The following is a 21,544-nucleotide window of genomic DNA, read 5'->3' as shown; positions in this document are numbered from 1 at the left end:
TCAGGCTCTCCCTTCGCTGGCGGACGGCTGTTCAGCAATCTGCAAAGCGGCAATCCAGGCTTGCCCGAAGCTCAAACCACCATCGTTGGGCGGCACTCGCTGTGGCAACAGCGCGGTCAGGCCACCAGCGCAGCACCCACGCCAGACTCCATCCATCAGTATCGCGTTCTGAAAGCAACCTCCGCTCAGAACGACGGTATTGACGCCGGTCGTCTGCGCGGAGTGCATAACCCAGTCAACGCAGGCAGCGGCGAAGGTGCCATGAAACAAGCCAGCTCCGCCCGCAGCGTCAATGTCGTCTGCAATCAACCGCGCAAACAGCGGACGAAGCGACAGCACGCCACTATCGATCGTCCACCCGGCCTCTAGAATCGCAGTCCGCCGCACGAGCGCCTCGAGCTTGATCGCGGCTTCACCTTCATAGCTCTGCCAACTCACAATCCCCAGCAGCGCCGCCACCGCGTCGAATAACCGGCCCGCGCTGGTCGTGGTGGCCCCGCCCGGCTGATCGAGCAAGGCCGACATACATCCAGCTTGTCGTTGCGCTGCAAAGCGCGGCGCAATTTCGTTACCCCGCCCGAGCCAGTGCAGTACCGCGCTCGCCATGCGCCACGGCTCACGGGTTGCTCGATCACCACCAGGCATTTGCAGCGGCGCGAGATGCCCGATGCGTCGGCACATCGCGCCTTCGCACAATAATAGCTCGCCGCCCCAGTTACCAGCATCCGAGCCAAAGCCATGGCCGTCGAGCACCAGAGCTAGCGCCGGTCCCGCATGGCCATGTTCAGCCATCACGGCGCCAGCGTGTGCATGGTGGTGCTGGACTGCAATCAGCGCGCGGCCGCTTGCCTGCGCAAAGCGTGTGGATGCCATATTGGGATGCAGATCATGAGCGATGACGACAGGCTCTACGTCAAGAATCGATGTGAGGTGTTGGATCGTTCCTTCGAACACGCGGATGCCTTCGGGCGTATCGAGGTCGCCAATATGTTGGGAGACGAACGCTTGGTTGTCCCGCGTGATGGTGACGGTCGATTTCAGCGCGCCGCCGACAGCGAGCACGGGCGGCACTGACTGCGCAAGCCGAATCGGTTCGGGAACATAGCCACGGGCGCGACGAATGAATTGGGAGCGGCCAGCCACCACCGCGACCACGGAGTCATCAGCACGCGTTAAAATATCCCGGTCATGGGTAACGACAAGGTCGGCGATGGCCTCGAGGCGGCGCAGCGCCTGCGCGTTGTCGATCAGGAGTGGCTCGCCGCAAGGATTTGCACTGGTGACGACCAAGACCGGGGTTGGTTCCGCAATCCACGCTCTTGTCGAGCGAAGCGCATGAAAAATCAGATGATGCAGCGGGGCAACAGGCAACATGACGCCAAGGCGAGACAAACCGGGCGCTATAGCGGGCGCCAGACATTTGCGCGAAGTTAAGAGCACAATGGGCCGTGCTGCGGATTCGAGCAGCGCGAGCTCGAGAGCCTTCGCTTCCGCGATCTCGTCGACGCACTCTATGGAACCGAGCATAACTGCAAAAGGCTTCTGACCGCGCTGCTTTCTGCTGCGCAGGCGCTGCACAGCGTCCTGGTTACGGGCATCGCAGAGGAGCTGGTAGCCGCCGAGACCCTTTATGGCGATGACTTGACCGCCTGCGATCGCAGCGGCAATGGTGTTGATCCCATGGCTAAGCCGAGGGCCGCATTCTGGACACGCGATCGCCTCTGCATGAAACCTGCGGCTCGCCGGATCCGCATATTCGGCCGCGCAAGCGGCGCACAGCCTAAACGCCTTCATCACCGTGTTGTGGCGATCGTAGGGGAGCCGCCCGGCAATAGTGTAGCGTGGGCCACAATGGGAGCAGCTAATGAAGGGATAAAGATAGTGCCGATTCTCCGGATCGAATAGCTCGCTGAGGCATTCCCCGCAGATCGCGGCGTCGGCGATGATGTGCGTTGACAATTTTCCGCCTTCGCTCGCGCCGATCGAAAAGTTTTCTGTCGCGAGCGCGGCTGTCTCCTGTACGCAGATATGGTCGATGCGCGCCAATGGAGGCGCCTCGAGCGGCAATGTGGCAACAAATTCCGACGCACGGCTCCCTTCGACTTCGATTGTGACTCCCTCCGGGCCGTTGGCGACAAATCCCGCCAATCCGTACCGCGTAGCCAGACCATAGACGTAAGGACGAAAGCCGACCCCTTGCACCGCTCCGCTCACGCGCACGCGCAGCCGTGTTCGGTCGCAAATTGCGGCACTCATTGCCCGGCGCCTTCGACGGCTCGCCTTTGGTGAGCCACCTGTCTATCAATCCAAGTGTAGAGCGCGCCAAACCCCTCTCCGGTACGGGCCGAAACCGTAACCACTTCGATTTTTGGATTCGCGCGTCTGGCATATCCAACGGTCTTGTCCAGATCGCACTCAAGCAGCGAAGCCAGATCGATCTTGTTGATCACCATGAGTGAAGAAGCCGCGAACATATCGGGATATTTCAACGGCTTGTCTTCACCTTCGGTCATCGACAACACAACGATCTTGCAGGCCTCGCCAAGATCGAAGGCCGCCGGACACACCAGGTTACCGACGTTCTCGATGAAGAGAATGCCGTGCGTGAGCCGCGGCAAGCGACGATAAGCCTCGCCAATCATTGCAGCATCGAGATGGCACCCCTTACCCGTATTGACTTGAATAGCTGGCACGCCGACCGCTCGAATGCGTTCGGCATCGTTTGAGGTCTGCTGATCGCCCCCGATGACTCCGGTCGGATAGCTGAGCTTGAGCTCGGATACGGCGCGGACGAGCAGCGAGGTTTTGCCCGCACCGGGACTCGACATAAGATTAAATACCAGTAGCTCATCGGCCGCAAAAAGCGTCCGGTTGTCGGCCGCGATCGCATTATTCTTGCCGAGGATGTCACGCTCGACACGAATGATGCGTTCGCTGTCCATGCCCGCGACCTTCAATCCAGCTGGGGCCGCGCCGCAGCTCAGACGCGCTTGCCGACCATCACTCTGATAATGTTCGTGATCATGGCTGTGTCGAGCATGGGATGAATTCTGTACGCTCTGGTCGCCGTGAACCCCTACGCCATGGCGCTCGCAATCGTCCTGCTCATGAGAATAGCAACGGCCTCGGGTCTCCGGATCACGCGCTCCGGCAAGTTCGATCGAAGACGTCGCTTGGCCGCAACCGCAAACGGTACACATCAATCGATCTCCAGTTCTTTCACTCGCATCTGTTCGCCGCCGGTTACTTGCAACTGATAGCTGCCGCAGCAAGGACAGGGATCGCCGCGGCGAGCAATTTCGACACTGTTAGAACAGCTCATGCACCAGGCGATACCCGGAAGCTCAAGGATCTGAAGAGCTACCCCCTCGGCAATCGTTCGCGTAGCAACGACAGCAAAGCAGAACCTGATCGAATCAGGCGCGACATGACTCAGCGCCCCGATTTCCAGACAGATGCTCCGCACCCGCGACAAAGATCGCTGACGCATCTCCTCCTCGACGATTTGGATAATGCCCAGACAAATCGCCAGTTCATGCATCGTCAACTTTGCGAAACCTGAGTGTGAATCCGCCACAGGGATCAAGCGATTCAATCACAGCGCGAACCGCTTTCCGATGCCTTCTCGCCGTCAGAACGGCGCCCTGCAGGTTCCGGACAAGCGGTCCGGTCCTATGGAAATTCCATTCCGTCGGAGCAAGAAATTCGAAGCGGTATATCTGGCCCTGAGGATCAAGCTCAACCGCGTGATAGAGCCTGCCCCTGGCGCATTCGACCGCGGTCGCGGCGCATCCTGGACCCAACTTGTAGCTTTTGATAATCCCAGGCTCTGCTGAGTCGATATGAGCACCGGCCTTGAGCCAATCGGATAGCCGAACGATTTCTGCAATTCTGGCCTCCAGCCGCTCGACCGCACCCGACCGGCCCAGCCAGAGCCGATCACGCGTCATCTGGCGTGCCCATGGACCCGTCTCGGGCGCACGCCCTCCAAGGTCCGGACAATGACAAAATGTTGGGTCATCGCCGAGCAGCCGTTCAATGATGTTACGATCGTCGGCAACGGACAGGAACGAGTGCGCGATCCGGATCGATTTCAGATCGATCTCGTCCAGCGCGGCTATGCGGATTGCCAATGGGCTGCAGGGCCTGGCCGCGCCATCTCCGTTCGGCATGCCGATCGCGGCCAGCCCAGCCACAATTCTTGCCGTCGCTTCGCGTCGAGCAGGACCGCAGGCAGGTTGTCCGCTCCCGATAAGTGCTGACATTCCTTGCATCACGGAGCGAATAGCCGCAGCACTGGCGGTGTCCCGGGCAAGGTGTCCGACAAAGAGCCCCCGTAGCAATTCCGCGATGCGCTCGGCAACGACCAGCGCAACACGATGCTGCCTTGTCGTGGGGCTAATCGCTTCGTCGCGCGCCACCTCGATCGCAGATAGAAGCGCGGTTTGCTGCGCAACGGCACACAATGCGAAGAGCCGCGGGATCTGTTTGAGCAGTAACGAGGCCGGTTTGCCGGCGAACAGCCGCGCCAGCGGTGGCCGGACTCGGGGCATGATCTCGACCGCGGCGATTACGTCGGCAGCAAGCCAGACCGAGATATCGATTTTGTTGCGGACCGGGAAGCTCATATGCACCGCTGCGTTATTAGCTCGCGCAAAACACCTGGCAGCAGCCGTCCGCGCGCAGACTGCGAGGTCCCACCGGATTGCGAGAATTCGTTGAGTTCTTCATGTGAAGTACGCCTCCAAAATTTCCTGCAGGCGCTCGGCAGAATCCTCGAAATCCTCGTCAGCAGCCAAGGCAATGATAGGCACGTCTCCGACCTCCACCGTATCAAGAATGACGTCGTCCAAAGAATTGAAGTACTGCACCGACCAGACGTTCCTCACCCCGGTCGCCTGCACGCGGCATGTGCCGTAACCGCGGAAGATGAGCTGGACCGGACCGTTGCGCAAACTTTGCTGCAGGAACGCCATGTCCACAGCGGTCATCGGCAGCAATGTCAGGTTGATAACATACGCCCGCATGTTCGACCGCCAGACACGCGCCCGCTCGCGTATTTCCGCAAGCACCGCGAGCACGTTCATGGCGCCGTCCGGTGCCGCGCCGATCAGAAAGCCGGCAGACGTCAACTCAGTTGCGGCGCGTTGCACAATCTGCGGGATTGCCCCAACTTCAACATATTCGTGCGCCGGTTCGGCCCCGATACGCACGCGCCAGATTCCCGCAAGCACCGACTCCCGGAGTTGCGCAAAAGAGCCATCTGGCAGCGCAACTACGCCGGTGACCTCGCCCTCGCCGAGCACTTCGCCAATCAGCTTGCGCTCGAGCTCGCTGAGATTGGCGAGTCCGTACAGCTGCGTCCGAGTGCTCTGCCGATGGCCGCGAGCGGCAGCGACAACGTTCGACAACAGCACCGTGACGTTCGGATAGTTCCTTGCAAGCTCGTCGCCGTCGCGCCGGGCGCGCTTGGCTATCGCCTCCATAGTCGCCGGCCCGCTATGGAATACATCGAGACTTTCCGTGCCCGTCGCGAGCCGAACCATCCGACCAGCTTTCCAGTCAACGCATGCGCAGGCACTGCGCCTTGCACGCAGCGCCGAAGAGCCTTGAACAATTCAGGAACGGATAATGCAACATGGACGGCCTGGAGCGAATGTACGGCATCGACCGTCAGCGGCAGTTCGGGCGCGCGAGGGGAAGCGTGCGTGACCAAGCCTGCATGCGCGCTGATGCTCTCCACTTCAGACGGGCAGGGTCCGAGGTCATACCGCGCCGGCTGGAACTTCATCAGACTCCTTTCGGATGGTCCTTGGCTTGAGCTAGGCGAGATGTAGCAAGGCACGTGCCAATCATCGTCGCACCGAGGGAGACCGGAATCATCGCTCGAAGCATTTGACTTTTCCATGCGGAAGTGCGCGCGATTGATCGATTTGCGGGCAAGCGTAGTCACCGCAACATTTGCGGCAGAACCGCTAACGTAGGTGCTTGGGCAATTGCGGCTCACGACCGACCAGGTCCGCAAAGAAGGGGCTGGAGTCCTGGCCGTTGCGGCTGGCGTCAAGCCCATCGAGTGCTTCCGAGATCAGTCTTGCTTCATCCTCATCCAAGAGCCGCACGGCGGTGTCGATATGAACGAGCACCCTGGCGCCGACCGGGGCGCAGTAGAGCAACATGACCGAGACACGCCGCTGTTCGCTGCGATACTCACAAAGTGCTGTGATGTCGTCGGTCTCAATAATCGTCATTGGTAAACCAAGGCACATGATCAATCGCGGGCCGCTAGATCGGCTGCGCTCCCATCTCATAACTCGCATGGTCGATGTTGTTCGCCAACAGCCATTCTGATGCAGGCAGCGGCGCCGCTCGCAGCGTGGCCGGCGAGCCCCACTGCGCCAGGAGTTTGCAAGCCAGTTCGATCGCCGGCGCAATCTGCAAGCGCACCGGAGCTGTCAGCGGACCGCCCCAATGCTCCAGGTCCAGCGCCTGACATCCGATGAGAGCGAGGTCTCGCGGGCAGCGGCCAAGCAGATCGGCCGCACTCAAGACCTCCTGAAAGCCGGTCTGATGTAGGCTCATCTTCTTGGCGGCAGCAAATTTTGGCACCTCGGCATCCCGCATGAGCTTCAACTGTCCGGGCTGGAGTGCAAAATCGATGGCATCGAACACGATCAGGCAATCAGCCTGCTCAAGATAACTCACGAGGTAGAGCCCCTGCGTGCCGCCATCGAGGATGGTGACGTTGTCAGCGACTACATAGCGGCGATGGAATTCCTCTACCGCCCGCACCCCGAACCCCTCATCTGCCCACAGGATATTGCCGATGCCAAGCACAAGGATTCGTTGCTTGTTCTCTGGAATAAGTAACCGCTTGCCATTCAATCGCGAAACTCGCGCTCACCCGAAATCATGGAGGAGATGCTCCGGCGCGACATGATGTCCTCCCGGATTACCGCGTAGATGTGAACCAGCATAAAGACCACGATCACCCACAGGCCGAGATGATGCCAGGTATGGACGTCCTGGCTATTCGGCCAGATCGAAAACACCCAGCCGAACAACCTGTCCTGCCAACTGTCGCTACCGGCGCCCTGCCCATAAAGTGCAAAGCCTGTGACGATCATGAACGTGATCGTTTGCGTAAACATAACGAACATTGCGAGCCGAGCCAGGGGGTTGTGCCCGACGTGTCTATCGGCCTCAACTGCAAGGAACGCGTACCAGCGAATCTCGTGGTGCACCTCGCGCCAAAAGCATCCGCGCCAGAGCGGAACACAAAAGATCTGCATGGCATGTCGATTTCCGATCAGGGCCGAGTAAATGCGCAGAACAAAGCCGACGCTGAGGACATATCCTGCCGAGAAATGCGCAAATCGGATATAGCCGAACAGGAAATTGCCGCTTGCCTCTCCCGACATCGCCGGTGTGCCCGTTCCGATCAGATAGCCTGTTGAGGCCAGCATCAGAATGGCCGCCGCATTGACCCAGTGCCACAGTCGCACGGGCGCGTCATAAACATAGGCGCCGCGATCCCCGATGCCACGCTCGGTCGGTACCGCATCGACAGCCGGGGGCTGCCGAGCCTCGTTTCGCATGTCCCTAACGAACACTGACTGAAGCCATTTCTTGGCCGTCAAGACTCATCACATGGGTCGAGCACGCCAGGCAGGGATCAAAGGAATGGATCGTACGCAAGATCTCCAGGGGTCGCAGCGGATCGGCCAACGGGGTGCCGATCAGCGAGGCTTCAAAGGCGCCAATATTGCCCTTGGGATCGCGAGGAGATCCGTTCCATGTCGTTGGCACGACGCATTGATAGTTGTCGATCTTTGTGTCCTTAATCTTGATCCAGTGTCCAAGCGCACCACGCGGCGCCTCAGCGAAACCGTAGCCCATGGTCTCCTTGGGCCAGCTTTCCGGCTTCCATCTTGTGACATTGGCAGTTGCCGTATTGCCTGCCTTAATGTGGGCGACCAACTTATCCTGGAAATAACGCAGCTGATGCGCCGCCCACTGACATTCGAGTGCCCGCGCCGCGGTACGGCCAAGCGTCGAGAAGATCGCCGTCAGGGGAAGATTCAGTTCCTTGAGCAGTCTGTCGGCGGGCTCCTTGAACTCGGCTTTGCCCTGCGCATAACCGATGATGTATCGCGCCAAAGGCCCGACCTCGACGGCGTGGCCGCGCCAGCGCGGCGCTTTGATCCACGAATACTTGCCCCCTTCGTCGAGTTCCTTAATATCAGTCTTACTGCCCTTGGCTCTTGGCCCGAGCTCGAAATTCGGTTCGGTGATGCCATCCCATGGATGCAGTCCACAGCAATCGTGCGGGTATTTATACCACGAATGCGTGACGAACTCCTGGATCTGCTCGGGATCACTATGGTCGATCGGCAATATCTCCGCGAGGTTGCCGTCAAGGATCACGCCGCGCGGCAGCTTGAGATTGTTCGCAGAACAGTCGTTGGCGTTTTCGAGGATATCGCCATAGGACATTACGCTTTTGCTTGAAAGTCCTCCGCCATGGAGCCACTCCTTATAGATCGAGCCGATCATTGCGACGTCGGGCAGATAGACCTGCTCGACAAACTCGATCGAACGGTCGATGATCGAGGATACGAGATTGAGGCGTTCTATGTTGATCGCACCGACCGCGCCAGTTCCGTCGATGTTGATCGCGCAGGGCACGCCGCCGACCAGCCAGTTCGGATGGGGATTCTTGCCGCCATAGACGGCCTGGATTTTGACGATCTCCTTCTGGAAGTCGAGCGCTTCCAGATAATGTGCCAGGGCCACCAGGTTCGCCTCCGCTGGCAGCTTGTAGGCCGGATGCCCCCAATAGCCGTTCTTGAAGGGACCTAGTTGCCCTGATCCAAAGAATTTAGTCAGCCTGATCTGCAAATCCTTGAAATAGCCAGGGGACGACAATGGCCACGGCGAGATGGACTGCGCCAGCGCAGAGGTCGACTTGGGGGTGGCCTTGAGCGCGGATTCCACGTCGACCCAATCGAGCGCGTGAAGATGGTAGAAATGCACGAGATGATCATGCACCAGCAAGCACAGCTGCATGATGTTTCGGATCGAATTAGCGTTCTCCGGAATCGTGATTCCTAACGCATTCTCGACCGCGCGCACGGAGGTCAACGCATGGGTGCCGGTGCAGACACCGCAAATCCGCTCAGTAAACGCCCATGCGTCGCGTGGATCACGCCCGCGCAGGATGACTTCGATGCCACGCCACATCGTCCCGCTCGAAACCGCATTGCGGATCACGTTGTCGGAATCGACATTGGTTTCGACACGCAGGTGGCCTTCGATGCGCGTGAACGGATCGATGACAATTCGCTTGCCAGAGCGATCAAGATCGAACCCATTTGGTATCTGTCCGGCCACCATCACCCTCTTCTCATTCCGTTTATTTGGGTGGAGCTGAGCGATCTGGCTTTTTGGTCAACCGCTTCACGGCGGTGACCGCCGCATGGGCGGCGACGCTCAGCCCAACCACCCCGGCAGCAGCCATACCAATCTGATCGGCGTTCTTCTCAATGCCGAACTGCTGGATAGTCGTGAGTCGGTCGTAAAATGAACCCTTGTCCCAAAAGCCGTCTTCGGAGCAACTCAGGCAGCCATGGCCGGATTGAATCGGAAATGAAACACCGCCGTTCCACCGAAGGGCCGAACAGGCATTGTAGGTGGTTGGTCCCTTGCAGCCCATCTTGTAGAGGCAATAGCCCTTGCGTGCGCACTCATCGTCCCACTCTTCGACGAATTGCCCGGCATCGAAATGGGAACGTCGATAGCATTTGTCGTGAATGCGCTCGGAATAAAACATCTTGGGGCGCCCTTGGCGATCGAGCTCCGGAAGCTTTCCGAACGTCGTGATGAAAGTCACCAAGCCGCTCATGACCTCTGCGATAGGCGGACACCCGGGCACCTTGATGACCGGCTTGTTCTTGATCACTTGATCGATCGGCGCAGCGCCAGTAGGATTGGGCTGGGCCGCCTGGACGCATCCCCAGGACGCACACGTACCCCAAGCGATGATCGCCATCGAATCTTCAGCCATCGACCTGAGCTTTTCAACGAACGGCTTGCCGCCGTCGATGCAGAACATACCCGCCTGCTTCAGCGGCGGATTACCTTCGACCGCAAGCACATACCTGCCTTTATACTCGGCGCGGGCTTCCTCCAGGATAGCTTCAGCCTGCTCTCCTGCCGCTGCCATGATCGTATCGTCATAGTCGAGCGAAATCATCGAGAGCAGCGTGTCTTTGATCAGCGGATGGGCCGAGCGGATGAAGCTTTCCGAGCAGCAGGTGCACTCGAGCCCGTGCAGCCAGATCACGGGTACGCGCGGCTTGGTCTCCAAGGCGTCAGCAATGGTGCTTGCGGCAAGCGGACCAAGTCCCAAGCTTGCGGCCGTCAAACTGCAGAATTTGTGGAAACTACGACGCGTTATGCCCTGCCGTCTGATGACATTGTAAAGCGTCTCCGTTGCCCCACTCATGAACCCTTCCATGTGAGTCGTCGTCGGCGGTAATCAACTGCTGACCCAGCAGCAAGAAACAGGCCATCGGAGCGCAACGCTTGACTGGGTGCCAAGCCAGCCTTTCGACTCTTGCCCAATCGGCGGGCCGACCAGCAAACGCCAGGCGCGCGCCGTCGAGCCCTGTCGTGCCGGTGATGTCGGCCTTTGAACGTCGATGTGAGAACTTGAACAGAGCACCACAATGATTTGACAATCCTGGCGACTACGCTCGCTTTTGCACGATCGGAACACACGCGCGCGTGCCCTTTTTGAAGGAGTGGTGCAGGTGACGAGCACCGCGCCAGCCGTCCGTCTCAATCAGACTTCCTCTCTACGGGCCAATTGGTTCGATCCGCGTCATAGTCCGACTGCGGAAACACGCCAAAGTGGCAGCCCACGGCCGAGCAGAAGGCGATACCGAGCCGTGCAGCGCACATGCTCTGATCTGAAAGGGCGGATCGATCCGATCTGTCACACAAGTGGCTGCCGCACGGCATTACCGCGGGATCTGGTGCAAGGGGCTGGATGTTCTGAGCTATCATCTAGGAGCGCATCGCGCGAGCCAATCGATGGCAGGCGGCGGTCCTCTTGGCGTATCACGACACCGCACGCGCCTCCGACATTTCTTCGCGGTGCGGAGGCGTCGCGTTCGTCCTTGCAACCACCGCGCCCGGCACTCGTTTGTTTTCGATCTCACGATCGAAGAACTCATCTAGCTTAGCAAGGCGTCTGAGAAACTCCGATGTCATCGGCAACGACCTCGGCCAGAGGCGCTGAATGCGCTGAATTGACGCTGATTCCAGCAACCGCAGCGGCCATAGCAAGCTTGTTCATTCTATCCTTGCCATTAGTTAGTGTGCCTTGCGCTGCTCCAGCTCTGGCATGTCTGGTTCGGCAAGCGGAACGCCCCTCCCCATCCGGCTTGGCGTGCCTGCGCTCATGTGCTTCTCCTGGCACAGCGTCTGTCGAGGAGAGCTAAAGTGACGATGACCGCAAATGCGAACATCACCATACCGCCCGCAACCACACTCGCCTCACGCCAGCGCGATGCTTGAACGTAGTCTATGACGTAGGCTGACAACACCTTAGTGCGGCCGGGAATATTGCCGCCGATCATCATCACCACGCCGAATGTGCCGATCGTATGAGCAAAACCAATCACAGCGGCCTTGACAAACTCCAATCGCGCCAGCGGCAAACCGATTGTAATAAAGGCATACAATGGAGAAACCCGCGCCGCAGCTTCCAAAGGAAGGTCGTCCATCGCAACAAAGGCGTTGCGGATTGGCTGCACCACCAAAGGCAACGCCGAGAGCACCGATCCGATTACGATTCCTGCGAAGGTAAAGGCGAGCGAGCGCTCACCCCAGAAAGCAGCGAGAAGGCCGCCCGGGCCGCTGGGGCCGAGCAGCACGAGGACGCAGAAACCGAGTGCCGTCGGCGGCAGCACCAGCAGCAGCGTGATGATCGCAGCCACGGCCTCGCGCAGAGCAGTCTTTGAACGCGCTAACCACCACGCGAGCGGCGCGCCAATCACCAGGAGGATCATGGTCGTCACGCTGGCGAGCTCCACCGTAAGCGCAACCGATTGCCAGATCTCTGCCAAAAACGCATCCATCGCCGTCAGCCTCCCACCGAGAGACGGTCACCGTCTCGGGGCAGTGATCGCCTGCACGCCCGGCGCGCCGAGGCATGTGGCGCGCGGCACCTCCTAGTCGTGCGGAACTTCTTGGCGGCCACCACCTTGACGTCCGTCGTTCTCGTAACCAAGAGCAGCGTCGCAAGCTTCATAGGAGACTCCTGTTACGAGGCCGCTTCGACCGATCTTGACGGCGGCAGCTCCTCGCTCATCATCCAGCAATCCCTGTGCCGCTTGAGCAATGTGGTGAATCCTAGGCTCAACGTGAGAAAATACGCACAGACGACGAGTTCACTGTGAAGTTGATCCTGCGCTTGTCAGGTTTGCGGCATCTTTGTTCCCGAGCAGACAGCGCGGGCACAATTGTTGGCGAAGTTTGATGCCTTCAGGTTTGTTATTGGATCTTTCGGCGCTTGATGATCGCTCGACGAGATCCTTAAGTGGATTCTGTTTCGAAAATTGCCCCGGCCGTTTAGAGTTCGAGCAAACGCGAGCGCGGCTGAGCGCGAGCACAACCCGCTGCATTTCCATTTACGACAATGGACGCGGCTGGTTGCAAGGACATCGCAACTGACGCGCCGGAAAAGACCATCAAGCGGAGACGCCTTCATCCGGCAATCATGTGCGCACCATAATCCGCGGGCGAACAACCTTGTGACATGCAAAGTTGTGCTGGTGACAGCAGAGTTGTGCTGGGACCGGGACCTGCCGGAATGGTTTGCAGCGAACCTACAGAGCGCCCGGATGTCGACCGTGGTAGTGCCCCGGGCGAATCTTTTCATTTCGCGCGTTTCTGCGGCTCGCCGAAGAAGACGTCACGGTGGTCAAGATCACCGTCCGTCTTGACGATGTCGTCGGCGCGAACGCCACACTCGCCGCGCCCCAAGTTGCCGAAGCGGGCCTTTGCACGATTTACGATCGTGCCAGCCCCTTCCCCATGCGCATGGATGTCGTGAAGGCGCAAGCATCGCGTGGCTTGGACAATCCGATAAAAAACGACGGAATCAGCGCGCCCATTCGTCTGCGCCGCATGGGCCGTGCTCGGAGATTCTCATCAAACCACGATTTGGCTTCGTAGTGCGCGCCCACATGCGGGGAGCGATAGAGCATGTGCGGCGTTCCATTCTGGCCAACCGCGCTCCGGCGGCGACGACGGTAGCCCGTCTTGAGGGGCCACGTTGCCGCTGGACTCGGCGACATACGGCAGGACATCAAGGGCCGTAAGATCCCTTCTTCTTGGACGACCTCTGCGGACTCTTGTGAGCACAGGCCCAGATGTCAGCCTTTCTGCTGAACTGTGCGGTCACTTCACCTGGAGACAAATGCCCCGCGAACGGACACGCCTTGCCGCTAGCGAAAAAGTGGCGCCTCCATCACAGAATTGGAGGCAATCGCGTTCTAGATCTTCGATGTGCCAGACTTCCATCGTGTGAATACCTGCGATCGAAACTATCGATTTTACCAATCTCTCGCAGTGTTGCATCAATCTCATGAGTCGGCGCATACCGACCACGCCAGGCTTCTAGGTCGAGACGAGTTCGCGCTACGCACAGCCAACCAAAGATACGCATTATGCTGCAACGTCATGTTCGAGCTTGCAACCGCGGTCTGGACCGAGCCAAGGAGAGACGGTTTATCCGCGGACACTTGATTCGCCGCAGATCGGACATCTGGTGCATATCTTGCTTAGCGAAAAAAGATAACGTAACTGAACGCCTGCCTTTGGGATGACGCGCCGCCTCTCGGATCGTCTTCAATCGGACACGGCTAAAACAACGAGCTCGCATGAGGCTGCCGCCTCTCAACGACGCGGCGACTTGCATTCGAGTATATTCGGGAAGGAAGCGTCATGACCACCATGGCAACCGTAGCGCCCGCACGCGCGTCGCAGACTTGGTATAAGATCCTCTACGTTCAGGTGTTGATCGCCATCGTGGTTGGTGCCTTGGTCGGTTGGCTGTGGCCAGCTGTCGCGACCAACGACTGGGTCAAGGCGCTCGGCGACGGATTCATCAAACTCATCAAGATGGTGATCGCGCCGATCATCTTCTGCACCGTCGCATCCGGCATCGCGCACATCCAGGATGCAAAGAAAGTCGGTCGCGTCGGCGTCAAAGCATTGGTCTATTTCGAGATCGCCTCCAGCTTTGCGCTGCTATTGGGCCTTATTATGGGTAATCTGATCCAAATCGGTCGTGGCCTTGCACTCAAGCCGGACACGGCAGCGGTTGCCAATTACGTCAAGCAAGCGGAAGCGTCCAAGAGCGTCGATTTCATCCTCAACATCATTCCCGATACCGTGGTCGGCGCGTTCGCTCGCGGCGATGTTTTGCAGGTACTTCTATTCGCGATCCTGTTCGGTTTTTCTCTGATGGCGCTAGGAGAACGCGGGGAGCGGCTGCGCGGCATGATTGACGACGTCGCGAACGCGGTGTTCGGCGTAATCGGCATCATTATGAAAGCGGCCCCGATCGGAGCCTTCGGCGCCATGGCCTTCACGATTGGCAAGTTCGGGCCGGCGGCGCTCGGCAATCTGATCGGTCTGATCGCGCTATTTTACGTGACGGCTGCGCTTTTTGTGGTGGTGGTGCTCGGCGTTATCGCACGCATCGTCGGCTTTTCGATTTTCAAGTTCATTGTCTATATCAAGGACGAGCTTTTGATCGTGCTCGGAACTTCGTCCTCGGAAAGCGCGCTGCCGCAATTGATGGAGAAGCTTGAGCGGCTCGGCTGCTCCAAGCCCGTGGTCGGCCTGGTTGTCCCAACTGGGTACTCCTTCAACCTCGATGGCACCAACATTTATATGACGCTTGCCACATTGTTCATCGCCCAAGCGCTCGGAGTCGATCTGACCTTTGGCCAACAGCTTACGATCTTGCTCGTGGCAATGCTGACCTCCAAGGGAGCAAGCGGCGTCACCGGTGCGGGCTTCATCACGCTCGCAGCAACATTGTCGGTCGTCAACCCAGCGCTGGTACCGGGTATGGCAATCGTGTTCTCGATCGACAAGTTCATGAGCGAGGTACGCGCCCTTACCAACATCACTGGCAATGGCATTGCAGCCGTGTTCGTATCCTGGTGGGAAGGCGAGCTAGAGCACGCGACGTTGCTCGCTCGGCTCGACCGGCCCACCACTGTCGACACAGGGAGGTAGGCCCCGGATTTTGGCCGCCGTCATTGCAAGACGCGTCGACTCCAAGCGCAACCGCATTTACGGTCCTTGTAGTTCAAGTCGGCGCTGTGCCTGATCTGCGAATCGGAGCTTTCTGCCACGGCATCCCCGGAACGCAGCTCTTGCTCCGCATCACGCCCTCGGCGATCGCCTGTGACGGGTTACCGCACGCGATAAAAAGCTGCAGTTCTAGAAAGTCATTTTCAAGCGTGGGCTTTCGAGGTCAGACTTCGGCCAGCCGAGCGCCTGTGCAACATTGCCGAGCCAGACGGTAAGACTGCCAAATACCGTATTCAGCGTGACGGACCAACGTGTCGGCCTGCCGACAAATGCCCATTGGGTGGTCAACACACTTGCCTCGACCGGCCGACGAGGCGGTAGCGTCTTCCGAGCAACTCCGTACACGGTGTGTATCAGATCGCGATGGATGTGATCAGCGTGGACTTAGATTGGCACCTTGACTGGGACGAGACAGATCGCAGAAGCAAGTGTCGGCTCGGCCCTCATATGCCCGCTCTGGATTTCGGCTGACGGCTCGTCGGCACCAAGCCTGGGCGGACCTGGCCCGAGGCATAGACAGCAGTTGCATAACTTCGCCTTGCTAGCTCAGCACATTGCATTGCGCTCCCTTCCGCATAATCGATCGCGAGATGCGTGATCCCGCAGCTTGCACCTGCCCTTTACCGGGTCCGACGAGGAAGCCTGCTTTTCGTCCGCGCCGTCCTGGCTGAACTGGTTCCTTGTCCTCGTCGTCGGTGCCGTTGGGTCGCGGCGTCGGTCCTCGGCCGCAGTTTCGGACGCCTGCCCCGAGGTCAGCGTCGGCGGAGGAAAGCAGACAACCCAGCCTCGATGTACAGAAGTCAGCTCGCAATATTGAAAGGTTTAGGACAACTATACGTACGTTTGTAATGCGTCTTCCTTCGGCGCGTGCTGAGTTTAACGGAAGGCAATCAATCTCGGAACCGCGCACAAACGTCGGCACGGAAAGGACTGCCTCATTTTTGCCTAAAATGTTATAGCTCTCCCGCCGGAGAAAAGGCCGGACGATAAAAAAATGCGTAGCCAGATCAGCAGTTTGAAAGTTTCAGCCCCTCAGTTTACCTTCGGCAGCATAACGTTGGCCGTGGTGACGCTGGCTTGCTTGTACCTTCACGCGCAGTTCGCCGCGACGGCATTCGCCTATTTGTTAGTCGTATTGCTGTTTTCGTTGATGGGCAGCCTCATCGCGTCATCCGCGCTTTGTGTCGTGGCCATCCTAGCTCTGGCTTACTACTTTGCGCCGCCAGCGTTCAGTCTGCGGATCGATGACCCACAAGATCTTCCGGTGGTCGTCGCGTTCTTCATTGTCTCGATAATCGGAACGCACCTAATCGGAAAAGTCCGCCAAGAAAGCCAAGCCGCGCGTGACGCCGCAGCCAAACTCCGGATCAGCGCGGCCGATTTGGAGGACCGCGAGAAACGCTGGCAAGCAATCTTTGAACACAATCCGGCCATGTACGTCATGGTCGACGAAGCCGGTACCGTCCTCAATACCAACACGTTCGGCGCGGCACAGCTTGGCTACGCGCGTTCCGAACTGATCGGCCATTCCATCCTGGGAGTCTTTCTGGAGGAGGATCGCGAGTTAGCTCGCGAATGCATTCGCGCCTGCCTTGAAGATATCGGTCAATCGCGGACCTGGGAGGCCCGGAAAGTCAGGAACGATGGATCGGTGCTGTGGGTACGTGAAAATGCCAAAGCCATGCTCTGGGCTGATGATCGGCCCATTGTTCTGATATCCTGCGAAGATATCACGGAACGGAAGCGGACCGAGTTTGCCCTGCAGCGGAGCGAAGCACATTTGGCCCAGGCGCAGGAGCTGAGCAATACGGGCAGCTTCGGCTGGAACGTCCTCACCGGCGAGGTCTTCTGGTCAAAGGAGACATTTCGAATATTTGAGTTGGACCCGCAGACCGTTCCGTCGCCGCACCTCGTCGTCGAGCGCACCCATCCAGATGATAGGGCTTCGGTTCAAGAGGTCATTGATCGGGCGATGCGAGATCCGAAGGACTTCGAACATGAATACCGATTGCTGCTGCCGGACGGCTCCGTGAAGCACATCCATGCGCTTGCACGAGCCACGAGAACCGCAAGCGGTGATATTGAGTTTGTGGGAGCAGCGACGGACGTTACCGCGGAACGGCAAGCAGAGCAGAAGCTGCGCCGCAGCGAGGCTTATCTCGCCGAAGCCCAGCATCTCAGTCACACTGGCAGCTGGTCTTGGGATGTTCACGGGCTCGATTTTGTGTATCGCTCCGCCGAGGTCGATCGTCTGTTTGAGTTTGATCCGCAAGAGACTGTATCAATAGAGACCATTCGCTCGCGCATTCATCCAGACGACCTCCCCGGGCTCCAGGAGGTGCAGCGGCAGGCTATCGAGCTCAAGCAAGATCGCTTCGAATATCATTTTCGAATCCTTTTAAAAGACGGCGGGATAAGGCGCATACACGCCGTTGCGCATATCGTGCTCGGCAACGATGGTCGCGTGAGCGAACTGATCGGAACGCATATGGATGTGACCGAGCAATACGCCGCCAGAGAGCGCCTGGAAAACACACTCGCTGCGCTGCGCGAAAGCGAGCAGCGCTTTCGCGATTACGCCGAGACGGCGTCCGATTGGCTCTGGGAGACCGGGCCGGACCACCAGGTTACCCGCTTGTCCGAGCACACCAGCACGGCGGGAATCCTGGCGACAGGATTGATGGGCCTGCTCCGCTGGGACATTGCGTGCGATGTCGAAGAAGAACCTGAGAAGTGGCAGGAGCACCGGGCCACACTGGAGGCGCATCTGCCGTTCCGAGATCTCGTCTACCGTACTGTCAACCGGACCGGATGTCCGATCTACGTTCGGACGAGCGGCAAGCCCTTTTTTGATACGAACGGCAAGTTCCTTGGTTACCGCGGCGTCAGCACCGACATCACCGCTATCATTCGCGCAGATCAAGCCGAACAACAGTTGCGGAAGGCACAGGCGGAACTTGCGCATGTCACACGTGTGACGACGTTAGGAGAGCTGACAACCTCCATTGCCCATGAAATTAACCAGCCACTCGCCGCAATCATCAGCAACGCCGACGCGTGCCTCGGCTGGATGGGCCGCGAAACTCCTGATCTATCGGCGGCGCGCTCTTCGGTTGAGTGGATCATCGAAGATGCAATACGGGCAAGCGAAGTGATCCGTCGCGTGCGCGCTCTTGCTAAGAAAGGCGCGATCGAGATGGTGCCGCTCGATATCAATGAGGTTGTTAGAGACGTCATTGCGCTGGTGACCCGAGAGCTGGTGAGCCACCAGGTGGCGTTAAGAACCGAGCTGACGGCAGCGCTGCCAACTATTCTGGGTGACCGGATTCAGCTGCAGCAAGTGATCATCAATCTGGTGATGAACGGGATCGAAGCCATGGACGCAATTAGGGACCGGAAGCGTGAGTTGCTGATTCAGTCGTCTATGGACGATATGGGGCATGTACAAGTGGCCGTGACAGACTGGGGCGTCGGGATCGCCGAGAATGATGCGGACCGCGTGCTAGAGCCTTTCTTCACCACGAAATCCAGCGGCCTTGGAATGGGTCTTTCGATCTGCCGGTCAATCGTTGAGGCTCACGGAGGACGGCTGTCAGTGGTGCGCAAGCAGGAGCCGGGCGTGACATTCCAGTTTGCCCTACCGTTGCATGAGGAGATCGCCTTATGACGCGACGCTTTGAATCGCCAAGCATCAATCTCGAGGCTTCGACAAAGGCGATCGTCTTCGTCGTCGAGGACGACATCTCCATGCGTCGATCGCTCACCAACCTTTTTCAATCGGTAGGGTTGGACGTCGTTGCATTTGGATCGGCCCGCGAAATGCTGCAGAGCACACTTCCGGATGTTGTTAGTTGTCTGGTTCTTGATGTTCGGCTCCCTGGCTTGAGCGGCTTGGAGTTCCAAACCGAGCTGGCGAAGTTGAACATACATACTCCGATCATTTTCATTACCGGCCATGGCGACATTCCCATGAGCGTCAGGGCGATGAAAGGAGGCGCGGTCGATTTTCTTACCAAACCATTTCGCGATCAGGAATTGCTTGACGCGGTGATTGCCGCGACCGAGCGCGACCGCAAAAGACGGGAGGCCCAGCAAACCGTCGCGAACCTGCAGTCCCTATTTGAGACCCTAAGCCCGCGCGAACAGGCGGTGATGAAGCTGGTCGCTTCCGGCCTGATGAACAAGCAGGTAGCCGCTGAGCTTGGGCTCGCCGAGATTACGGTCAAGATCTACCGGGGACACGTAATGAGAAAGATGCGTGCCCGCTCGCTGGCCGATCTGATCAGAATGGCTGAGACTCTGGGGATCGGCGCCAATCGTCCTGAACAAACCTAAGTATGATTTTACAATTTCGTCCCTCGAGCCCACTTTTCACCCAGGGTGGCTAATGCCTCGGCAGCCGTTAGTCCCGCGCCAGGAGGGATCGTCTTGTCCACGCCTTTGATTTCCGTCGTAGACGACGATGCATCTGTCCGCGCGGCGACGGAGAACCTATTGAAATCGCGCGGCTACATCGTTCAAACATTTACATCGGCGGAGGAATTTTTGAGATCGCCGCGGTTGAAGGAGACCTCCTGCGTAATTACGGACGTGCAGATGCCGGTTATGAGCGGCTTGGATCTGCTGGCGGAAATGCGGACTCGCGGTCACGGGGTGCCGTTCATTTTCATTACTGCCTTCCCGAACGACCGCGTGCGCGCCTCAGCTCTAAGCGCAGGAGCGGTTGGCTTCTTGGCCAAGCCCTTCGCCGGACATGCACTGATCGAGCACCTCGATGCCGCACTGAAGGAAAACCGCAACGGAGGATGCACTTGAAACGATCAGCCGGCAGCAAGTCATTTCAGCCCCGAATGTCGAGATCCGGTCGCAAGCTCGGTACGATCTTATGGAAGCGGACTCTGCGAAATCAGGCGGCCCAGCGCCAGTCGATGTCGCATTGCCTTTTTGGCCCGTGAGCTGCCCAGGCGTCAGGCCACTCAGCACGACGTTGCCACCAAGGGTTGGGGTGCTTGGCACTTCTAGGCTCCGCTCGTCCCTTCTTTTTGGTCGTTTGTGAAGAACTGGCGCCAGCGCCCGGCTTAAGCGGTGTTTCGAGCCGGGACGGTCTCGAAGAAGGCTCGGATGATGACACGCAAGAGCTCTGCGAGCCATCGCAGCAGCAGGCCGAAGTTATAGCCGGCAGCGGCGAGAACAGCGTTGATGCGGTCGCCGAGGCGTCCCTTGAGATAATTTCTGTCCATGCGGTGCTCGGCCTTGACGTGGCCGATGACGGGCTCGACAGCCGCGCGACGCTTCATCTCGCGACGGATGGAAGCTGTGACGCGGCGGACCTGACCCGAGATCCAGACCCTGAACCGATGCGGGTGGTTGTGACCGCGATATCCTTTGTCGACGTGGATACCGCGAGCCTCCACCCCGGTGAGCTTCTCCATGTCGGCGATTACGGGACCGAGCGTGTGCCCATCGAAGGGATTGCCATGCAGCGCCTTGGCATGGAGCACGAACTGGCCGCCCTTCGGAGACGTCACAGGGGTGGCGATGCTGACCTTGCAGCCGAACTCGTAGGGCGCGCGGGCTTTACCCTTGCCGATGCACTCAACCTCCGGAGCATGTAACGCATAGACCTTCGGACCGCGCTGATGCTGATCCTGGCTGCGCACCTGCTGCGCTAAACTGAGCAACGGGCCGAAGCGAGCTTCCAGCACCGTATCGCCATCAATCTTGCGGCGGATGTCGCGGATGATCCGGCCAAGCCGTGTCCGCAGGAACTTGAGCTGCCGCCGGGCGCGTTTGAACTGGTGGGCGTGGGTATAGCGGCCGGTCATGATGGCGGCGCGCTTGGCCAGGCGCAGATAGCTCTGGCGTAGCGGCACACGGTTGCGCTTGGCGAGCCCGACCAGCTTGATAATTGCTCGATGCAGGAGCCGCGCGTCGGTCGGATGCGCAACCGCCTTGGGCTGCACCGTGGTATCGACCACCACCCGCTCCAGGTCCTTCGGGCCGAGGGCGTCTGTCATGTGCGCCACCGACAGACTTTCCTGGATTAGCGCAACGAGCTGCTCCTCGCCGAGCCGCTGCCGCCAGCGCGTCATCGACGATCGATCGAACGGCAGACGGTGGCGGAAGCTCAGCTCGCCGCAGAAGTATT

At 59.0% G+C, this 21,544-nt stretch carries 18 protein-coding genes; 5 read left to right on the top strand and 13 right to left on the bottom strand.

Annotated features, from left to right (window positions below; translation table 11 throughout):
• From hypF to H8A92_RS03870, 11 genes are all read right to left on the bottom strand, one after another.
• Window positions 1-2,256, bottom strand: coding sequence for a carbamoyltransferase HypF (gene hypF / locus H8A92_RS03920; protein ID WP_229194550.1), 2,256 nt, complete (start codon window positions 2,254-2,256; stop codon window positions 1-3).
• Window positions 2,253-3,200, bottom strand: a complete 948-nt coding sequence (gene hypB / locus H8A92_RS03915; protein ID WP_229194549.1) for a hydrogenase nickel incorporation protein HypB — start codon at window positions 3,198-3,200, stop codon at window positions 2,253-2,255. The genes hypF and hypB overlap by 4 nt, the downstream gene beginning before the upstream one ends.
• Entirely contained in the window at window positions 3,200-3,541 is a 342-nt protein-coding gene (hypA, locus tag H8A92_RS03910) for a hydrogenase maturation nickel metallochaperone HypA (RefSeq protein WP_229194657.1), read from the bottom strand. The genes hypB and hypA overlap by 1 nt, the downstream gene beginning before the upstream one ends.
• A complete protein-coding gene (locus tag H8A92_RS03905) occupies window positions 3,534-4,628 on the bottom strand; it encodes a hypothetical protein (RefSeq protein WP_229194548.1) in 1,095 nt (364 codons plus the stop codon). The genes hypA and H8A92_RS03905 overlap by 8 nt, the downstream gene beginning before the upstream one ends.
• Before the next feature lie 99 nt (window positions 4,629-4,727).
• Window positions 4,728-5,546 carry a hydrogenase expression/formation protein gene (locus H8A92_RS03900; RefSeq protein WP_420831287.1) on the bottom strand — a complete coding sequence of 273 codons (819 nt, stop codon included), beginning with the start codon at window positions 5,544-5,546 and terminating at the stop codon, window positions 4,728-4,730.
• Window positions 5,547-5,975: 429 nt separating this feature from the next.
• Complete coding sequence (locus tag H8A92_RS03895; protein WP_229194547.1) at window positions 5,976-6,266, bottom strand: HypC/HybG/HupF family hydrogenase formation chaperone; 291 nt, start codon at window positions 6,264-6,266, stop codon at window positions 5,976-5,978.
• A gap of 16 nt (window positions 6,267-6,282) precedes the next feature.
• Entirely contained in the window at window positions 6,283-6,882 is a 600-nt protein-coding gene (locus H8A92_RS03890; protein WP_229194546.1) for a HyaD/HybD family hydrogenase maturation endopeptidase, read from the bottom strand.
• Window positions 6,879-7,595 (bottom strand): Ni/Fe-hydrogenase, b-type cytochrome subunit, encoded by a 717-nt coding sequence (cybH, locus tag H8A92_RS03885; RefSeq protein WP_229194655.1) that lies wholly within the window; start codon window positions 7,593-7,595, stop codon window positions 6,879-6,881. Before cybH ends, H8A92_RS03890 begins: the two co-directional genes overlap by 4 nt.
• Before the next feature lie 4 nt (window positions 7,596-7,599).
• On the bottom strand, window positions 7,600-9,390 hold the full coding sequence (locus H8A92_RS03880) for a nickel-dependent hydrogenase large subunit (protein WP_229194654.1): 1,791 nt from the start codon (window positions 9,388-9,390) through the stop codon (window positions 7,600-7,602).
• A gap of 22 nt (window positions 9,391-9,412) precedes the next feature.
• Complete coding sequence (locus tag H8A92_RS03875) at window positions 9,413-10,504, bottom strand: hydrogenase small subunit (protein ID WP_229194545.1); 1,092 nt, start codon at window positions 10,502-10,504, stop codon at window positions 9,413-9,415.
• A gap of 958 nt (window positions 10,505-11,462) precedes the next feature.
• On the bottom strand, window positions 11,463-12,143 hold the full coding sequence (locus H8A92_RS03870) for a molybdate ABC transporter permease subunit (protein ID WP_229194544.1): 681 nt from the start codon (window positions 12,141-12,143) through the stop codon (window positions 11,463-11,465).
• A gap of 841 nt (window positions 12,144-12,984) precedes the next feature.
• Between H8A92_RS03870 and H8A92_RS03865 the strand changes: the two genes are divergently transcribed.
• Together H8A92_RS03865 and dctA are read left to right on the top strand one after the other, a co-directional pair.
• Window positions 12,985-13,242 (top strand): hypothetical protein, encoded by a 258-nt coding sequence (locus H8A92_RS03865; protein ID WP_229194543.1) that lies wholly within the window; start codon window positions 12,985-12,987, stop codon window positions 13,240-13,242.
• Between the two features lie 771 nt (window positions 13,243-14,013).
• The gene (dctA, locus tag H8A92_RS03860; RefSeq protein ID WP_229194542.1) at window positions 14,014-15,318 is read left to right on the top strand and encodes a C4-dicarboxylate transporter DctA; all 1,305 of its coding nucleotides are present in this window, start codon (window positions 14,014-14,016) and stop codon (window positions 15,316-15,318) included.
• Window positions 15,319-15,525: 207 nt separating this feature from the next.
• Here dctA and H8A92_RS03855 read toward each other — a convergent pair whose 3' ends face one another.
• Entirely contained in the window at window positions 15,526-15,684 is a 159-nt protein-coding gene (locus H8A92_RS03855; protein WP_229194541.1) for a hypothetical protein, read from the bottom strand.
• Between the two features lie 706 nt (window positions 15,685-16,390).
• Here H8A92_RS03855 and H8A92_RS03850 point away from each other — a divergent pair.
• The 3 genes from H8A92_RS03850 to H8A92_RS03840 all read left to right on the top strand — a co-directional run bounded on the left by H8A92_RS03850 (window position 16,391) and on the right by H8A92_RS03840 (window position 20,211).
• A complete protein-coding gene (locus tag H8A92_RS03850; protein WP_229194540.1) occupies window positions 16,391-19,063 on the top strand; it encodes a PAS domain S-box protein in 2,673 nt (890 codons plus the stop codon).
• Window positions 19,060-19,731, top strand: a complete 672-nt coding sequence (locus H8A92_RS03845; RefSeq protein ID WP_229194539.1) for a response regulator transcription factor — start codon at window positions 19,060-19,062, stop codon at window positions 19,729-19,731. Before H8A92_RS03850 ends, H8A92_RS03845 begins: the two co-directional genes overlap by 4 nt.
• 93 nt (window positions 19,732-19,824) lie before the next feature.
• Window positions 19,825-20,211 carry a response regulator transcription factor gene (locus tag H8A92_RS03840; RefSeq protein WP_229194538.1) on the top strand — a complete coding sequence of 129 codons (387 nt, stop codon included), beginning with the start codon at window positions 19,825-19,827 and terminating at the stop codon, window positions 20,209-20,211.
• Between the two features lie 263 nt (window positions 20,212-20,474).
• Here the strand turns inward: H8A92_RS03840 and H8A92_RS03835 are convergent.
• On the bottom strand, window positions 20,475-21,544 hold a 1,070-nt coding region (locus H8A92_RS03835), incomplete at its 5' end, for an IS5 family transposase (protein ID WP_229194537.1).

The organism is Bradyrhizobium acaciae, from assembly GCF_020889785.1.
Classification (GTDB): domain Bacteria; phylum Pseudomonadota; class Alphaproteobacteria; order Rhizobiales; family Xanthobacteraceae; genus Bradyrhizobium; species Bradyrhizobium acaciae.
The sequence above is the reverse complement of the archived record's forward strand: the minus strand, read 5'-3'. Positions and strand labels throughout refer to the sequence as shown.